The sequence below is a fragment of the Novosphingobium acidiphilum DSM 19966 genome, assembly GCF_000429005.1.
Classification (GTDB): domain Bacteria; phylum Pseudomonadota; class Alphaproteobacteria; order Sphingomonadales; family Sphingomonadaceae; genus Novosphingobium; species Novosphingobium acidiphilum.
Genome location: NZ_AUBA01000003.1, coordinates 82,024 through 98,027, shown reverse-complemented (window position 1 = coordinate 98,027; position 16,004 = coordinate 82,024). Strand labels below are relative to the sequence as shown.

Sequence of the window (16,004 nt, the reverse complement as noted above, 5' to 3'; positions counted from 1 at the left end):
TCTATCCCAAACTCAATTTTCCGGCGGCAGGTCGAACGGATCGTCGGCGCGTTCCTCGGACCGCACACGCACATCGACACTGCGCTCGGGCCGGGCCAGAACCGGGGGCTTGAGCATCTGTTCGGCGTTTGGCTTGTACCCGGTTCCATAAGGTGCAGGCGGCAGGCTGTGCCCGGCAAGCGGCTTCAGATCGCGCCGATTGCCGCAACCGGCCACGGCCAGCGCCGACAGCGCCACCAGGATCAAAGTCGAACGACACGCCATGGTCAGCTCTCCATTTGCAGTGCGGCCTGCGCCTCGGCCACGCGCAAGGCCACTTGTGCAGTGGCCGTGCCGCCGTGGCTGGCGCGCGCGGCCACCGATGCTTCGACCGACAGCGCGGCATAGACGCGCGCATCGATGCGCGGATCGATCGCCTGCAAGTCGCCCAGCGGCAACTGATCCAGCGCGATGCCCCGACTTTCGGCCAATCGCACCGCGGTGCCGGTGATGTGGTGCGCCTCGCGGAACGGAATATCGGCCTGCCGCACCAGCCAATCCGCCAGATCGGTGGCCGTGGCATAGCCCAGTTCGGCCGCCGCGCGCATGCGCTGATCGCGGAACCGCGCCTCGGCCACCATGCCGGTCATCGCCGCGATCGACAGCGCCAGCAGCGATGCCGCCTCGAACACCGGCGGTTTGTCGTCCTGCATGTCCTTGGAATAGGCCAGCGGCAGGCCTTTCATCGTGATCATCAGCGATGTCAGGCTGCCGACGATTCGTCCCGAATGGCCGCGCACCAGTTCGGCGGCATCGGGGTTCTTCTTCTGCGGCATGATCGAGCTGCCGGTCGACAGGCTGTCGGGCAGCACGACAAAGCCGAACGGCTGGCTGGCCCAGATGATGAATTCTTCAGCCAGCCGCGACAGGTGCAGCGAAATCTGTGCCGCCGCCATCAGGAAATCGAGCGCAAAATCACGGTCCGACACCGAATCGAGGCTGTTGGCGGTGGGCCGGTCAAACCCCAGTGCCGCAGCCGTGGCCGCGCGATCGATCGGAAACCCGGTGCCCGCCAGCGCTGCGGCACCCAGCGGACATTCGTTCATCCGCGCACGTGCAGCGGCCAGCCGCGACCGGTCGCGGCGGATCATCTCGTAATAGGCCATCAGATGATGGCCCAGCGTGACCGGCTGCGCGGTCTGCAGATGGGTAAAGCCGGGCATGATCGACGCGGTGTGTTCGTCCGCGCGGGTCACCAGCGCCACCTGGAACGCGTGCAGGCCGGCGTCGGTCTGATCAAGGCAATCGCGCACCCACAGGCGGAAATCGGTGGCAACCTGGTCGTTGCGGCTGCGCGCGGTGTGCAGGCGCCCGGCCACCGGCCCGATCAGTTCGGCCAGCCGGCTTTCGGTGGTCATGTGGATGTCTTCCAGATCCCAGTCTTCGGGCACGCCCGTGGCTGCGTATTCGGCAGCAACCTGATCGAGCCCGGCTGAAATTGTCGCCGCGTCGGCCGCTGACACGATGCCTTGCGCGCCAAGCATCGCCACATGCGCCTTTGACGCGGCGATGTCTTGCCCCCACAGTGCCTTGTCGAAGGGGATCGAGGCATTTATCTCGCGCATGATCGCCGAAGGGCCGGCCGCGAACCGCCCGCCCCACATCTGGTTGGAGCCTGATTTGCCGCTCATTGCCCGTCGTCTGCCCTTGGTGGTTGGTTTGGCCGCGCTGGCCCTGTCGGGTTGCGATAGAGACGCGCGCGCCCCGGCGCAACCGCCCAGCACCGCCGCAGCCCCGTCCGCACCCGCAGCCGACGGCTTTGCGGGCAAGATCGACACCAGTCACAAGGGTTCGGCGATGCCGACGATGACTGTCACCGACCCGTCGGGGGCAAAGCTTGGCATCGCCAGCCTGAAGGGCAAGCCTGTCCTGATCAATCTGTGGGCCACCTGGTGCGCGCCTTGCGTCAAGGAAATGCCCACTCTAGATGCGCTTGCCGCGCGGCAGGCCGGGCACCTGGCGGTGGTCACGGTGTCGCAGGATTCGGGATCGCCGCAAAAAGTGGCGGCCACGCTGTCGAGCCACCATTTCGATCATCTGCACCCCTGGCTCGACCCCGAAAACACGCTGGCATTCTTTTACAATGCCGGCGATCTGCCGACCAGCGTGCTGTATGATGCACAGGGCCGCGAAGTCTGGCGCATGGCGGGGGCGCATGATTGGTCCGCCACAGACAGCGATGCGCTGATCGCCCCCGCGATGCCGTAGGGGAAAGTGCAAAACCCGTGCAAACCCGCGTGTTTCACGCGCCGAGGTTTGTGCGCAAAGCCCCTTTCCGTGCGCCGTGCAATCCCCTAACCACCCGGTTAAATGGAGTCGGAATTGGACAGCACGATGCAGCAGGACACGGTCGAAGGGGCGCTGACGCTGCCGCAACTGGCCGACCGGCTGGTGCGCGATGGCGACCGTTTTCAACTGCACGGAGCCGCCGGTTGGATGCAGGGCCGCACGATGTATGGCGGGGCATCAAGCTATATCGCCTATCTTTGCGCGATCCGCAGCTTTCCCGATCTGCCGCCATTGCGCGCCGCGCAAATCGGTTTCATCGGCCCGGTGGGCGAAGATATCGAGGCCCGCGCCACGATGCTGCGCACCGGCAAAAGCGTCAGCCATGTCGAAACCACGCTGTGGTGCGATGGCGCGCTGGCGCATCGCGCAACCTGGCTGTTTGGCCGTGCGCGCGATGGCAACGGGTCCAGGGCTGCCGACCGGCTTGACCGGATGATTGCACCCGAACAGGCCGAACCGGTCGCGGCCCTGCCCCGATCGCCGGCGTTCATCCATCGCCTGGACTTGCGCCGTGCCGGTCCGCGCGGCGGCGACGGGCAGATTGCGGTGCGCCGCTGGGTGCGTCTGAAAGAGCGCGATGGCCTTGACCCCTATGCCGAACTGGTCGCGATCGGCGACACGCTGCCGCCCGGATCGATGCGCGCCATGGAACGCCCCGGCCCGCTCAGTTCGATCAACTGGTCGCTGACGCTGCTGGGCGAAAACCCCACCACCCGCGATGGCTGGTGGCTGCTGGAAACCGCATCGAACCATATGGCCGATGGCTTTTCGAGCGAGACCCTGCGCATGTGGAACACCGATGGCACCGAAGTGATGCGCGGCCTGCAATCGGTGGCGATTTTCGGTTAAGACAAGCCATAAGAGGACCCTGGAATGAAGCTGGCGAACCCTGCCGATCATGGTTTTGATCCCGCGCGGCTGGACCGCGTGGCGGCGTTTGTCGAACGCGATTATATCGGCACCGGGCGGTTTCCCGGCGCCGATATCATGGTCGCGCGCGACGGGGTGCCGGTGTGGCGCGCGACAATGGGCCGGATGCGCGCCGATGGCACGCCCTGGTCACCCGATGCGATCTGCCGCATTGCCTCGATGACCAAGCCGATCGTGTCGATCGCGTTCATGATGCTGGTCGAACAGGGGCTGGTCGCGCTTGATGATCCGGTGACCAAAGTCGTGCCCGAATTTGCCGATCTCAGGATCTATGCCGGTGGTGGCGGCGAAGCGCCGTTTGTGCCCGGCCCACGCGCGCGGCCGATGCGCATGGTCGATCTGCTGAGCCACCGATCGGGCCTGACCTATGGCATCCAGAACCGCAACAACCTCGATGCCGCCTATCGCAAGGGGCGGCTCGACGGCCATGCCAGCCTGGCGGGCAATGACGCCTTTATCGAAGCATTGGCCAAATTGCCGCTGGCGTTTCAGCCCGGGGATGCCTGGGCCTATTCGGTGTCGGTCGATGTGCTGGGGGTGATTGTCAGCCGGCTGTCGGGGCAAAGCCTTGGCGCATTTCTGAAAACCCACCTGTTCGATCCGCTCGGCATGGTCGATACCGGCTTTTCCTGCCCCGCCGACAAGGGACACCGGCTGACCGATGCGTGGTGGGCACCGGCGCCCGGCCAGCCGTTGCAGGTGCTGGACCCGGCGGAAAACTCGGCCACGTTGCGCGAACCACGCTTTGAAAGCGGCGGTGGCGGCCTGGTTTCGACGCTGGCCGATTATCACCGGTTCTGCCGCGCGCTGGTCGGCGGTGGCGGCGCCGATGGCGTGCATCTGGTCAGCCCCGCAACGCTGCGGCTGATGACTGCCAACCACCTGCGCCTGCCCGATGACGCACCCGCTGATCTGCCGCAGATCGCGCAAGGCCTGTTCAGCGACCCGAAGCAGGCGGGCACCGGCTTTGGCCTGGGCTTTGCGGTGACCACCGATCCGGTGCGCAACCTGACGCCCGGCAACGCGGGCGAATTTTTCTGGAGCGGGATCTATTCGACCAAGTTCTTTGTCGATCCGGCCGAGGGCCTGTCGATGGTGTTCATGACCCAGGTCGGCCCATCGGTGGTGTTTCCGATCCGCGAACAGCTCAAGACGCTCATTTACGCCGCGCTGATCGACAGCCGCGCCTGAAACCCGAAAGGAACACGTCATGTCCGACCCGATCCAAGGCGCCCGCGATCATATCGACGCCGCCCGCCATGCCGCTGCAAAAATCGATGACATTCCGGCAGACACCGCGCTTCTCCCGATCAACCAGGTCGGCGTGATCGGCGCCGGCACGATGGGTGGCGGGATCACGATGAATTTCCTGACCGCCGGCATTCCGGTAACGATCGTCGAAACCAGCCAGGAGGCACTGGATCGCGGCGTCGCGACGATCCGCCGCAATTACGAGGCGACGGTCAAGCGCGGCAAGATGGATGCGGCACTGGCCGAACAGGCCATCAGCCTGCTGACCCCGACGCTTGATTTCGACGCGCTGGCGGCTGCCGATCTGGTGATCGAGGCGGTCTATGAAAGCATGGACGTCAAACAAGAGGTGTTCGGGCGGCTGGACGCCATTGCCAAGCCCGGCGCGATCCTGGCCAGCAACACCAGCTATCTTGATATCGATGCGATCGGGGCGATCACCAAGCGCCCTGCATCGGTGCTGGGCATGCATTTCTTTTCACCCGCCAATGTCATGAAACTGCTCGAAGTGGTGCGTGGCAAAGCCACCGGCGCCGCCGAACTGGCCACCGTGATGGCGCTGTCGGTCAGGATCGGCAAAATTCCGGTGGTGTCGGGCGTGTGCCACGGCTTCATCGGCAACCGCATGCTGAGCCCGCGTCAGGCCGCCGCCCACGCGCTGATCATGGAAGGCGCCAATTACTGGGACGTGGACGAAGCGCTGCTTGAATTCGGTTTTCCCATGGGGCCGTGGCAGATGGCCGATCTGGCCGGTGTCGACATCGGCTGGCACCGCGATCCTGCGCGTATCGAAAGCTTGCGCGATGCGCTGTGCGCGGTGGGTCGCTGGGGACAGAAGACCAAAAAAGGCTTTTACGACTACGACGACAACCGTCAGCGCACGCCGTCGGACGAGGTCAAGGCGATCATTGCCCGGTTCGCCGCCAAAGAGGGCAAGCCGCAACGCGCAATCGGCAAGGATGAAATCCGCGAGCGCCTGCTGTACCCGATGGTCAGCGAAGGCGCACTGATCCTGGCCGAAGGCATTGCCCAGCGCGCAGGCGATATCGATACCGTCTGGCTGAACGGCTACGGCTGGCCGGCATGGACCGGCGGTCCGATGTACTGGGCCGACCATATCGGCCTGAACACCGTGGTCGATGGTCTGACCCGTCATGGTCAGCCGGTGGCCCCGTTGCTGGCGGCCAAGGCTGCGGCCGGCGAAACCTTCAACTGAGATGGACGGCGGCCCGATCAGCGTGGCGGACGTGGTGGCGGCAGATTTCCTGCCGCTGCCCGCGATTCTGGCCGCCCACGCCGCCCGCCGGGGCCGGGCCATCGCACTGGCCGACGAACACCGCCAGGTGACCTGGGCCGAGCTGGGCGACCGGACCGAGCGTTTCGCGGCCGGGTTGCAGGCCGCCGGGATCGCGCAGACCGAGCCGGTGGCGATCGCCGCAACCAATTCGGTCGAGGCGGCGCTGGCGTTCACCGGGATCTTGCGCGCAGGCGCCGCTGCCGCGTTGCTGACCAGCAGTGCTGCGGGCGACACCGTGCTGGCCATGCTGGCCGACAGCACCGCGCGCGTGCTGTTCCTCGACAAGGCGATGGCCGACAAGCTGGCCGATCTGCCGTTTCCGGCAGACGTGACCCGCATCGCACTGGATGACAGCGATGCCGGGATCGCGCTGTCGGACTGGCTGCCGCCTGCCGGCACCCGCGCCGCGCCGGTGACGATCGCGCCGCACCACCCGTTCAACATCATCTATTCCTCGGGCACCACCGGCACACCCAAGGGGATCGTGCAAAGCCACCAGATGCGCCACGAATATGCCCGGCGCACCTTGGCCGGCGGGTATGGCGACGACACTTGCGTGATCTGTTCGACCCCGCTTTATTCCAACACCACGCTGGTCAGCTTTTTCCCGGCGCTGGCGGGTGGCGGCAAAGTCGTGCTGATGGCCAGGTTCGACGCGCAGCGGTTCCTCGAACTGTCGCAGGCCGAACGCGTGACCCATGCCATGCTGGTGCCGGTGCAATACCGCCGCATCATGGAACTGCCCACGTTCGACCAATTCGACCTGTCGTCCTATGTGATGAAATCCAGCACATCCGCCCCGTTTCCCGCCTGGCTCAAGGCCGATGTGCTCAAACGCTGGCCCGGCGGTCTGCTCGAGGCCTATGGCATGACCGAAGGCGGCGCCTCGGCGATCCTGGTGGCGCACGAATTTCCCGACAAGCTGCATACCGTGGGCCGGCCCTCGCCCGGGCACATCATGAAGATCATCGATGAAGACGGCCACGAAGTGGCACAAGGCGAAACGGGCGAGATCGTCGGCCATTCGCCGGTGATGATGAACGGCTATCACCGCCAGGATGCCAAGACCCGCGAAGTGGAATGGCACGACGACGAAGGACGCCGCTATATCCGCCACGGCGATGTCGGGCGGTTTGACGAAGACGGCTTCCTGATCCTGATGGACCGGTCGAAAGACATGATCATTTCGGGCGGGTTCAACATTTTTCCCACCGATCTTGAGGCGCAACTGACCTGCCAGAGCGCGGTGCGCGAAGCCGCGGTGATCGGGGTGCCGTCGGACACATGGGGTGAAACCCCGCTGGCCGTTGTCGTGCTGGCCGATCCCGCCGCCGATCCGCAGGCGATTTTGGCGCAGGCCAACAGCCATCTGGGCAAGACGCAGCGGATCAGCGCAATCGCGGTGGTCGATGAACTGCCGCGCAGCGCGATCGGCAAAGTGCTGAAGCGGACCCTGCGCGACCGTTTTGGCGGCAACCCGGTAACCCACGCCTTTTCCTGATTTTACAAAACGAGAGGATTTTCCATTATGCGTGATGCAGTCATCGTATCGGTCGCCCGCACCCCGATCGGCCGTGCCTACAAGGGCGCGTTCAATGCCACCGGCGGGGCCACGCTGGGCGCACATTCGTTGCGCGCCGCGGTAGAACGCGCCGGGATCGAAGGCGGCGAAGTCGACGACGTGGTGTGGGGCGCGGCGCTGCAACAGGGCGCACAAGCCGGCAATATCGCACGCCAGGTGGCGCTGCGTGCGGGGCTGCCGGTTACGGTTTCGGGCCAGTCGATGGATCGCCAGTGCTCGTCGGGCCTGATGACAATCGCCACCGCGTCAAAGCAGGTGATCTTTGACCGCATGGACGTGGTCGCCGCCGGCGGACAGGAACTGATCAGCGTGGTCCAGACCAAGGACATGCGCGTGCAGCCCGATCCCGAGCTTTATGCGATGCACAAGGCGATCTACATGCCGATGCTGCAGACCGCCGAGGTGGTCGGCGCGCGCTATGGCATCGGCCGCGACGCCTGCGATGCCTATGCGTTCCAGTCGCAACAGCGCACCGCCGCCGCGCAGGCCGCCAACCTGTTCGCCGATGAAATCGTGCCCGTCACCGCCACGATGGGCGTTGCCGACAAGGCCACGGGTGCGGTGACCATGCACGAAGTGACCCTGACCAAGGACGAGGGCAACCGTCCCGAAACCACGCTCGAAGGCCTCAATTCGCTCAAGAGCGTGCTGCCCGACGGGATTGTGACCGCGGGCAACGCCAGCCAGCTGTCCGACGGTTCGGCCGCCGTGGTCATCATGGAGGCCGCAACCGCCGCGAAAAAGGGTCTGACCCCGCTGGGGCGCTATGTCGGCATGGCCGTGGCCGGTACCGAGCCCGATGAAATGGGCATCGGCCCGGTCTATGCCATTCCCAAGCTGCTTGGCCGGTTCGGCCTGACTGTCGCCGACATCGGCCTGTGGGAACTGAACGAGGCCTTTGCCGTGCAGGTGCTCTATTGCCGCGATCGTCTGGGCATTCCCGACGCGCTGCTCAATGTGAACGGCGGCTCGATCTCGATCGGTCACCCTTATGGCATGACCGGTGCACGCTGTTCGATCCACGCGCTGCTCGAAGGCAAGCGTCGCGGTGCGAAATACGCCGTGGTGACGATGTGCGTCGGCGGCGGCATGGGTGCCGCGGGCCTGTTCGAGATCTTCTGATCCTGGCAATCGCCTTTCGCGGGATCGGCAGGTCCCGCGAAAGGCGCCAGTCCGCGGGCTGCGAGGCCGGGCCGGCGGTTATTCTGCCCCGGCCTCGACCTTGCCCGGTCTTGGCGCAAAACCGGCCATGCCCAGCCACCATTGCAGCGCGATGATCCCGCCTTTGGCGGGTTGCAGCAGGGCCATCAGCATCGGCATGGCGATAAGCAGCGCGATGGCCACCAGCACCCATGTCGGCAGAGTGGCCGAACTGCCCAGCAGGATCATGATCGGTGCCATGACATGCGCGGTGACAATGATCGCGACATAAGGCGGAAAATCATCCGCAGCATGCACCGACCAGTCCTGTGCGCACAGCGGGCAGCGGGCAACCGGCTTCAGAAATCGCGCAAACAGGTGGGCCCCGCCGCAACGCGGACATGTGCCTGCAATCCCGCGGGCCATCGCGGCCCACAAAGTGCGCGGCAGGTCGGGCATCACTTGGCTTTGTCGGCAAACGGGTTCTTGGCGCTGCGCAGCGTCAGGCGGATCGGTACCGCGTCAAACCCGAGTTCACGACGGATGCCGTTGACCAGATAGCGGCGATAGCTTTCGGGCAACTGGTCAAGCCGCGTGCCGAACAGGATAAAGCCCGGCGGGCGGGTCTTGGCCTGCGTGATATAGCGCAGCTTGATCCGGCGGCCACCGGGTGCGGGCGGCGGATTGGCCGACAGCGCCGAATCGAACCAGCGATTGAGTGCGGCGGTCGGCACGCGCTTGCTCCACGCATCGCGCAGTTCGAACGCGGCGGCGATCATCGCGTCGAGCCCCTTGCCGGTGCGCGCCGATACCGCGATCAACGGCACCCCGCGCACTTGCGCCAGGCCGTCTTCCAACGCGGTGCGCACGCCGTTGAACAGCCCGCTGGGATCTTCGGCAATATCCCACTTGTTGATCGCAATGATCAGCGCGCGGCCTTCTTCAAGCACGAGCGAGGCGATCTTCAGATCCTGATGTTCCAGCCCGCGCGTGGCATCAAGCAGCAGCACGACGACTTCGGCAAAATCGACCGCGTGGCGCGCATCGGCCACCGCCAGTTTTTCCAGTTTGTCGACCACCAGCGCCTTTTTGCGCATTCCGGCGGTGTCGATCAGGCGCACCGGCCGTGCATCGCCGTTGGCGGGGTCGTGCCAGGTCCAGTCGATCGCGATCGAATCACGGGTAATTCCCGCCTCTGGCCCGGTCAGCAGCCGGTCCTGGCCCAGAATGCGGTTGATCAGGGTCGATTTTCCCGCGTTCGGGCGGCCGACAATCGCCAGCTTGAGCACGCTTTGCGGGTCGTACTCGGGCTCGTCTTCGTCGTGCTCTGCGGCGTCGTCGGGTTCACCCACCAGCGGCAGCAGCGCCTGGAACAGATCGCTCAGCCCCTCGCCATGTTCGGCCGACAGCGCGATCGGCTCGCCAAAGCCCAACGCAAACGCTTCGAACACGCCATCATCGCCCGCACGGCCCTCGGCCTTGTTGGCGACCAGAATCACCGGCACCGAGGATTCGTGCAGGTGGCGCCCGATTTCTTCGTCCAGCAGGGTCAGCCCGGCGCGCGAATCGATCACGAACAGCGCCACGTGCGCGCCGGCCAGCGCAGCCTCGGTCTGCATGCGCATGCGGCCGGGCAACGTGGCAGGATCGTCGTCCTCCCATCCGGCGGTGTCGACAATGGTGAATGCCAGGCCCAGCAGATCCGCATCGCCGAGTCGGCGGTCGCGCGTCACCCCGGGCTGATCGTCGACCAGCGCGAGCTTCTTGCCCACCAGCCGGTTGAACAGTGTGGATTTGCCGACATTGGGACGGCCGATGATGACAACGTGGGGTTTTTGGGGGGCAGACATGCGCGCCGCCGTGCCGGTTTGTCGGCAGAAAGGCAAGCAAATGCGATTGTCCAAGCCGCTTACCACATCCGCTTACACAGCATTAACCCTGTCCCAACGCAGCGCTTTAACCAGCGCTGGTCCAAATGGACGACCATGCAGGGATGGACCGTAGACAAGGCCGGCCGTTGGGTACGGGCCAATTGGGGATGGAGCGTGGCCGTTGCGCTGGCGCTGCTCACCCAGATTGCCCCCACGGCAACACAGGCCCGTCCGGCGGGAATTGTGCCCAATATTGATGCCAGCGACGACAGCGATGATGCCGACGCCTTGCCCTATCGCCAATGCGTGCCGTTTGCGCGCGAGGCGTCGGGGATCCAGCTGTACGGCGATGCGCACACCTGGTGGGACCAGGCCGACGGCAAATATGCCCGTGGTCGTCAGCCCAAAGTGGGCGCGGTGATGAGCTTTCGCCCGCATGGTCCGATGACGCTTGGGCATGTGGCCATGGTCAGCCGGATCATCGACGAACGCACCGTGTTGCTGCGCCATGCCAACTGGTCGCCGATCGACGGACGGCGCGGCAATGTCGAACTGGACGTGCGTGCAGTCGATGTGTCGCCTGCCAACGACTGGAGCGAAGTGCGCGTGTGGTATGCCCCGATCGGTGATCTGGGCACCACCCGCTGGCCGGTGAACGGCTTTATCTACAAGCAGAAGCCACGCAATGGCGACGAGATGCTGGCGCCGCGCGCGGTCATTCTCGCCTCTGCCGAAGTGCCGCGGATGACGCGGCTGGCAGCATCTGCACCGGTGGCGCACCGGATCGACGCCAATTTTCTGAAAGGGATCGAGTCTGCGTCTGTTGCGCCTGAGCGCAACATGCTGGTGGCGCGGCCCCAGACGCGCGTTGCCGCTGCCGCGCCGGCGCCCGCGCCAGCCCGGCTGGCCAGCGCCCCGTCATTGCGCGACGATCCGATCGGCCGGATCATCGCGACCCACATGAAACGCGCCAGCCGCTGATCACGCGTTAACGGTCTGTCCGGCCAGCGGCATCGCACGCACGCGTTTGCCGGTCAACCGCGACACCGCATTGGCCACCGCCGGCGGCACTGCCGGCAGGCCCGGTTCGCCGATCCCGCCCATCTTTTCGCCGCTTTCGACGATTCGCGTGTGCACGCGCGCCATGCGATCGGGACGCAACACCTGATAGCCATCGAAATTGCGCGCCACCGGCACACCGTCCCTGTAAACTGCCGTTTCGACCAGCAACTGGCTCAGCGCCAGGGCCGAGGCGCCCGTGACCTGCGCGGCAACAATCGCCGGATTGACCACCGTGCCCGGATCGATCGCCTGCCAGATGTCGTGCACTTTCACCTCGCCGCCTTCGATCGACACCTCGGCAATCGCAGCGGTTTCGGATCCGAACGGCGATGCCATGGCCACCCCACGCGCGCGGCGCGATCCATCGGGCGCCACATAGGGCCCGGCCTTCCACCCGCCCGAGGCTTCGGCAACAGCCTTGAGCAACGTCGACAGGCGGCGGTTGTCGGCAAGCAGATGCAGCCGCAGGTCATAGGGGTCCTTGCCCCCCTTGTCGGCGATTTCGTCCAGAAAGCATTCATAGAAAAAATCGTTCATCGAATGCCCGACCGAGCGCCAATAACCCAGCGCCATCGGCGATTTGACATAGCGTTGCGCGATATGACGGTGGGGAATGGCATATTGCTTGCCCGTTACCCCCTCCAGCGCGGCGGCATCGAGCTTGTCCCCGCGCCTGTTGGCCTGGCCTTCGCCGGGACCTTCGCACGCGCTGAACGCCTCGATCGCGACCGGCAGGCCCGCGGCATCAAGCCCGGCGCGGAACTGGACCACCGCCATCGGGCGCAGGGTGTCGCGCAGGAATTCCTCTTCGCGTGTCCAGATCACTTTCACCGGGCGGCCCACCGCCTTGGCCAGGGCGATTGCCTGCGGATACGGGCTGGCCCCGGCATATTTGAAATGGCGCCCGAAAAACCCGCCGATCATCGGCGAATGGAGCGCAATGTTTTCAGCCGTCAGGCCGGTGCGCTGGGCAATATCGGCCACGAACAGATCCGGCGCCTGGTTGGCCAACCATACGTCCAGCGTTCCATCGGCGTTGAATCGCGCCAGCGCGGATGGTGGTTCCAGCTGCGCATGGTTGAGAAACTGGCTTTGATATGTGGCGCGGATCACGCTGGCCGCGGTGGTCATGGCGTGGGCGGCATCGCCCACATGTTCGGCGACATCACCCGGACCATCGGCCGCGGCGAGCCGTGCGGCAAACCCCTCGGTCGAAAAATCCGCCGGCATCGCGCGGATCGCCGCAGGGTCGGCCGGTTCGCGCCAATTCACCCGCGCCGCTTCGACCGCGCGGCGGGCATGCCAAAACCGTTCGGCCACCACCGCGACACACCCCGGCAGCAGATGCACCGAGTGAACCCCCGGCATCGCCCTGATCGCATCGGCGTTGCCGATACTGTCCGGCTCCATCCCAAAGCGCGGCGCGTGCTGGACCGCGGCATGGACCATGCCCGGCACTTTGGCATCGATCGCATAGGCGGCCTTGCCGGTCGATTTGGCGCGCACATCCAGCCGCGCCACCGACTTGCCGATCCAGCGGAACTGCGCCTTGTCCTTCAGCACCACGGTTTCGGGCGCGGGCACCGGCAGATCGAGCGCCGTTTTTGCCAGTTCGCCATAGGCCAGGCTTCGATGCGATGCGGCGTGGATCACATGGCCCGGCGCGGTGGTCAATTCGCCCACGGGTACGCCCCACTGCAGCGCGGCCGCCTGCACCAGCATCGCGCGGGCACTGGCGCCAAGCCGGCGCATCGTGGCATAGCTTGACCGGACCGAATTGCTGCCCCCGGTGATACGACGCCCGGCGCCCGTGCCCATGACCTTGTAATCGGGTCCGGGGCTGGCATTTTCCACCACGAACGTGGCTGGATCGGCATCCAGCTCTTCGCCGACGATCTGCGCCATGGCGGTAAAGATGCCCTGGCCGCCTTCGACAAATGGGCTTTGCAGGCGTATCGTGCCGTCTGCGCGGATTTCCAGGAACGCGGCAACGCGTGTGCCCGGCGTCACCACCGCACCTTCGGCGCGTGCCTGGCCGATCGGCAGGCCAAAGCCCAGCACGAACGCGCCTGCCGAGGCCCCGGCAGCGGCCATCAGGAACCGGCGGCGCGAGATATTGACCGGTGCGCCCGTGTCCAGCGCCAGGTCGTGCGACAGATCGGTGATCATGCCGCGTGCTCCGCGCTGCCCGCCAGATCGTGCACCGCGGCACGGATGGTGGTGTAGGTGCCGCAACGGCACAGATTGATCATGGCCGCGTTGATATCGTCATCGGTGGGATGCGCCTTGGCCTTGATCAGCGACGTTGCCGCCATGACCTGGCCCGACTGGCAATAGCCGCATTGCGGCACCTGATGCCGCACCCACGCCTCGACCACGCGCCGACCCACCGGGTCCTGTTCGATGCCTTCGATCGTGGTGATGGCCTTGTCCGCCACGGATTCGACGGGTGTCACGCATGACCGCGTCACCACCCCGTCGATCATCACCGAACATGCCCCGCACTGCGCGATGCCACAGCCGTATTTGGTGCCGGTCATGCCCAGATTGTCACGGATCACCCACAACAACGGGGTTTCGCCTTCGGCATCGATGGTATGCAGCGTGCCGTTCACATGCAGCTTGATCATGGGTGAATCTCCGCTGGGCGTATTTTCGGGCAAAACTGCGCCGGGCCGCCGCGAAGGTCAACGCCCTTGCAGCGCAAGCTCGCGCCATTCGCCCGCGGGAATGCCCGCAAGCGTCCAGTCGCCGATTTGCCAGCGCACCAGCCGCAGGCAGGGCAGGCCAACGGCTGCGGTCATGCGGCGCACCTGGCGGTTGCGGCCTTCGCGGATGGTCAGGCTGATCCAGCAATCGGGCACCGTCTTGCGCACCCGCACCGGCGGATCGCGCGGCCACAAGTCGGGCGGCGCCAGAGCTTCAGCCTCGGCCGGCAGGGTCATCCCGTCCTTCAGCATGACCCCGCGCCGCAATTGCGCCAGTTGGGCCTCGGTCGCAGTGCCTTCGACCTGCACCCAGTAGGTTTTGGGCAATTTGAAACGCGGATCGGCGATCTGCGCCTGCAACCGTCCATCATCGGTCAACAGCAACAGCCCCTCGCTGTCGCGATCGAGCCGCCCTGCCGGATAGACCCCCGGCACCGCGACATGCGCCGCCAAAGTCGGACGATCACCCTCGTCGGTGAATTGCGACAGCACGCCCCAGGGTTTGTTGAACGCAATCAGGCGGGCCATGCGCCATCCTTGTCGAGCACAATTCCGGCCAGATTGTGCGACCGCGCGACATGGCGCACCCGCACCCGGTCAAAGCCTGCGACGGCCGCGTGGAATTGCGCCAGATAGCCATGAAACCGGCGCGGCACCCGCCGCGCCGTGCCCCGTGCCTGCCCCACCACCAGCGCCGAATCGCCCAGCAGGACGACGTCGGACAGCCCCAGTTGCCGCGCCACCGCGACCGCATCGAGCAGCGCCAGCCATTCGGCATCGCTGTTGTCGCCGCGGGGGTGATCGCCCCGCTGCAAGGTGCGCCCGCCCGCCACGACAGCGGTGCGGATGACCCCCGGATTGGGACGGCACCCGCCATCGAACCAGATTTTCATGGCCGCGCGCCGAACCCCGGGTCAGGTGCGCAAGGTTTTGATGATCGCGGAAAAATCGAGACCCGCATGGCCCGATGCGGCAAAGGCCTCGTACAATTGCGCCGCACGGTGGCCCATCGGCACGTCGGCACCGGCGTCCTTGGCCGCGGCCATCGCCAGCCGCAGATCCTTGAGCATCAGCGCCGTGGTGAACCCGCCCTGGTAATCGTTGTCGGCAGGGGTCTTGGGCCCCACGCCCGGCACCGGGCAATAGCTGGTCATCGACCAGCACTGGCCCGACGCCTTTGACGCGATGTCATAAAAGGTCTGCAGGTCCAGCCCCAGCTTTTCGGCCATGGCAAAGGCTTCGCTGGTGGCGATCATCGAGGCGCCAAGCAGCATGTTGTTGCAGATCTTGGCCGCCTGGCCGGCGCCTGCGCCGCCGGCGTGGATCACCGTGGCGCCCATCGCCGAAAGGACCGGTTTTGCAGCAGCGAATGCAGCTTCGGTGCCGCCCACCATAAAGGTCAAGGTGCCGGCGTTGGCCGCTCCGATCCCGCCCGACACCGGTGCGTCGACAATCGCATAGCCCTGCGATGCGGCCAGCATCATGACCTCGGTCGCGGTCGACACATCGATGGTCGAACAATCGATCAGCAAGGCCGATTTTGGCGTCCATTTCAGCACGTCGTTGGCAAACACGCTGCGCACGATCTTGCCATCGGGCAGCATCGTCACCACCGCATCGACCCCGTCGAGCGCGGCGTTGATGCTGGTGTGCGTGCCGCATCCGGCCAGCTTTGCCCGGCCCAGCGCCGCGGGGTCGAGATCGTAGGCTTCGACCTTGAACCCCTTGGCCACCAGATTGGCGGCCATGCCGCCGCCCATGTTGCCCAGCCCGATAAAGGCGATGCGCTTGGCCATGTCGTGATCCTTTTGTTCGCTGTGATACCGACCCTTGTG

General features: G+C 65.6%; 16 protein-coding genes. 7 read left to right on the top strand and 9 right to left on the bottom strand.

What is annotated here, in order from left to right; translation table 11 throughout:
• Positions 1-12: 12 nt before the first annotated feature.
• Positions 13-264, bottom strand: a complete 252-nt coding sequence (locus G404_RS0103210; protein WP_028639813.1) for a hypothetical protein — start codon at positions 262-264, stop codon at positions 13-15.
• Positions 265-266: 2 nt separating this feature from the next.
• Positions 267-1,643 (bottom strand): argininosuccinate lyase, encoded by a 1,377-nt coding sequence (gene argH, locus G404_RS0103205; RefSeq protein ID WP_051280089.1) that lies wholly within the window; start codon positions 1,641-1,643, stop codon positions 267-269.
• 46 nt (positions 1,644-1,689) lie between these two features.
• On the opposite strand from argH, the gene G404_RS0103200 reads away from it, so the two are divergent.
• From G404_RS0103200 to G404_RS0103175, 6 genes are all read left to right on the top strand, one after another.
• Entirely contained in the window at positions 1,690-2,247 is a 558-nt protein-coding gene (locus G404_RS0103200; protein ID WP_245584367.1) for a TlpA family protein disulfide reductase, read from the top strand.
• Between the two features lie 102 nt (positions 2,248-2,349).
• Entirely contained in the window at positions 2,350-3,177 is an 828-nt protein-coding gene (locus tag G404_RS0103195; RefSeq protein WP_245584366.1) for a thioesterase family protein, read from the top strand.
• A 24-nt stretch (positions 3,178-3,201) separates the two neighbouring features.
• A complete protein-coding gene (locus tag G404_RS0103190) occupies positions 3,202-4,449 on the top strand; it encodes a serine hydrolase domain-containing protein (protein WP_028639809.1) in 1,248 nt (415 codons plus the stop codon).
• 19 nt (positions 4,450-4,468) lie between these two features.
• Positions 4,469-5,725, top strand: coding sequence for a 3-hydroxyacyl-CoA dehydrogenase (locus tag G404_RS0103185; RefSeq protein ID WP_028639808.1), 1,257 nt, complete (start codon positions 4,469-4,471; stop codon positions 5,723-5,725).
• A gap of 1 nt (position 5,726) precedes the next feature.
• The gene (locus tag G404_RS0103180; protein ID WP_245584365.1) at positions 5,727-7,307 is read left to right on the top strand and encodes a class I adenylate-forming enzyme family protein; all 1,581 of its coding nucleotides are present in this window, start codon (positions 5,727-5,729) and stop codon (positions 7,305-7,307) included.
• 27 nt (positions 7,308-7,334) lie between these two features.
• Positions 7,335-8,510, top strand: coding sequence for an acetyl-CoA C-acyltransferase (locus G404_RS0103175; RefSeq protein WP_028639806.1), 1,176 nt, complete (start codon positions 7,335-7,337; stop codon positions 8,508-8,510).
• 78 nt (positions 8,511-8,588) lie between these two features.
• Here the strand turns inward: G404_RS0103175 and G404_RS0103170 are convergent, their stop codons facing one another.
• Together G404_RS0103170 and der are read right to left on the bottom strand one after the other, a co-directional pair.
• Positions 8,589-8,987, bottom strand: a complete 399-nt coding sequence (locus G404_RS0103170; protein WP_036520202.1) for a DUF983 domain-containing protein — start codon at positions 8,985-8,987, stop codon at positions 8,589-8,591.
• On the bottom strand, positions 8,987-10,378 hold the full coding sequence (gene der / locus G404_RS0103165; RefSeq protein ID WP_028639804.1) for a ribosome biogenesis GTPase Der: 1,392 nt from the start codon (positions 10,376-10,378) through the stop codon (positions 8,987-8,989). Before der ends, G404_RS0103170 begins: the two co-directional genes overlap by 1 nt.
• Positions 10,379-10,573: 195 nt before the next feature.
• Here der and G404_RS0103160 point away from each other — a divergent pair, with 195 nt between their 5' ends.
• A complete protein-coding gene (locus G404_RS0103160; RefSeq protein WP_028639803.1) occupies positions 10,574-11,380 on the top strand; it encodes a CHAP domain-containing protein in 807 nt (268 codons plus the stop codon).
• Here G404_RS0103160 and G404_RS0103155 read toward each other — a convergent pair whose 3' ends face one another.
• The 5 genes from G404_RS0103155 to mmsB are packed head-to-tail and all read right to left on the bottom strand — an operon-like array spanning position 11,381 to position 15,965.
• Positions 11,381-13,630 carry a xanthine dehydrogenase family protein molybdopterin-binding subunit gene (locus G404_RS0103155; RefSeq protein ID WP_028639802.1) on the bottom strand — a complete coding sequence of 750 codons (2,250 nt, stop codon included), beginning with the start codon at positions 13,628-13,630 and terminating at the stop codon, positions 11,381-11,383.
• Positions 13,627-14,091 (bottom strand): (2Fe-2S)-binding protein, encoded by a 465-nt coding sequence (locus G404_RS0103150; protein ID WP_156906172.1) that lies wholly within the window; start codon positions 14,089-14,091, stop codon positions 13,627-13,629. Before G404_RS0103150 ends, G404_RS0103155 begins: the two co-directional genes overlap by 4 nt.
• A 57-nt stretch (positions 14,092-14,148) precedes the next feature.
• Complete coding sequence (locus tag G404_RS0103145; protein ID WP_028639800.1) at positions 14,149-14,697, bottom strand: pseudouridine synthase; 549 nt, start codon at positions 14,695-14,697, stop codon at positions 14,149-14,151.
• A complete protein-coding gene (locus G404_RS0103140; protein ID WP_028639799.1) occupies positions 14,685-15,062 on the bottom strand; it encodes a reverse transcriptase-like protein in 378 nt (125 codons plus the stop codon). Before G404_RS0103140 ends, G404_RS0103145 begins: the two co-directional genes overlap by 13 nt.
• 21 nt (positions 15,063-15,083) lie before the next feature.
• Entirely contained in the window at positions 15,084-15,965 is an 882-nt protein-coding gene (gene mmsB, locus G404_RS0103135; protein WP_028639798.1) for a 3-hydroxyisobutyrate dehydrogenase, read from the bottom strand.
• Positions 15,966-16,004: the final 39 nt, after the last annotated feature.

Excerpts from the sequence above, each read along its gene's own strand:
- G404_RS0103210 (WP_028639813.1), bottom strand. The coding sequence starts at position 264 with ATGGCGTGTCGTTCGACTTTGATCCTGGTGGCGCTGTCGGCGCTGGCC.
- G404_RS0103140 (WP_028639799.1), bottom strand. The coding sequence starts at position 15,062 with ATGAAAATCTGGTTCGATGGCGGGTGCCGTCCCAATCCGGGGGTCATC.
- argH (WP_051280089.1), bottom strand. The coding sequence starts at position 1,643 with ATGTGGGGCGGGCGGTTCGCGGCCGGCCCTTCGGCGATCATGCGCGAG.
- G404_RS0103190 (WP_028639809.1), top strand. The coding sequence starts at position 3,202 with ATGAAGCTGGCGAACCCTGCCGATCATGGTTTTGATCCCGCGCGGCTG.
- mmsB (WP_028639798.1), bottom strand. The coding sequence starts at position 15,965 with ATGGCCAAGCGCATCGCCTTTATCGGGCTGGGCAACATGGGCGGCGGC.
- G404_RS0103150 (WP_156906172.1), bottom strand. The coding sequence starts at position 14,091 with ATGATCAAGCTGCATGTGAACGGCACGCTGCATACCATCGATGCCGAA.
- G404_RS0103145 (WP_028639800.1), bottom strand. The coding sequence starts at position 14,697 with ATGGCCCGCCTGATTGCGTTCAACAAACCCTGGGGCGTGCTGTCGCAA.
- der (WP_028639804.1), bottom strand. The coding sequence starts at position 10,378 with ATGTCTGCCCCCCAAAAACCCCACGTTGTCATCATCGGCCGTCCCAAT.
- G404_RS0103195 (WP_245584366.1), top strand. The coding sequence starts at position 2,350 with ATGGAGTCGGAATTGGACAGCACGATGCAGCAGGACACGGTCGAAGGG.
- G404_RS0103175 (WP_028639806.1), top strand. The coding sequence starts at position 7,335 with ATGCGTGATGCAGTCATCGTATCGGTCGCCCGCACCCCGATCGGCCGT.
- G404_RS0103180 (WP_245584365.1), top strand. The coding sequence starts at position 5,727 with ATGGACGGCGGCCCGATCAGCGTGGCGGACGTGGTGGCGGCAGATTTC.
- G404_RS0103155 (WP_028639802.1), bottom strand. The coding sequence starts at position 13,630 with ATGATCACCGATCTGTCGCACGACCTGGCGCTGGACACGGGCGCACCG.
- G404_RS0103170 (WP_036520202.1), bottom strand. The coding sequence starts at position 8,987 with ATGCCCGACCTGCCGCGCACTTTGTGGGCCGCGATGGCCCGCGGGATT.
- G404_RS0103185 (WP_028639808.1), top strand. The coding sequence starts at position 4,469 with ATGTCCGACCCGATCCAAGGCGCCCGCGATCATATCGACGCCGCCCGC.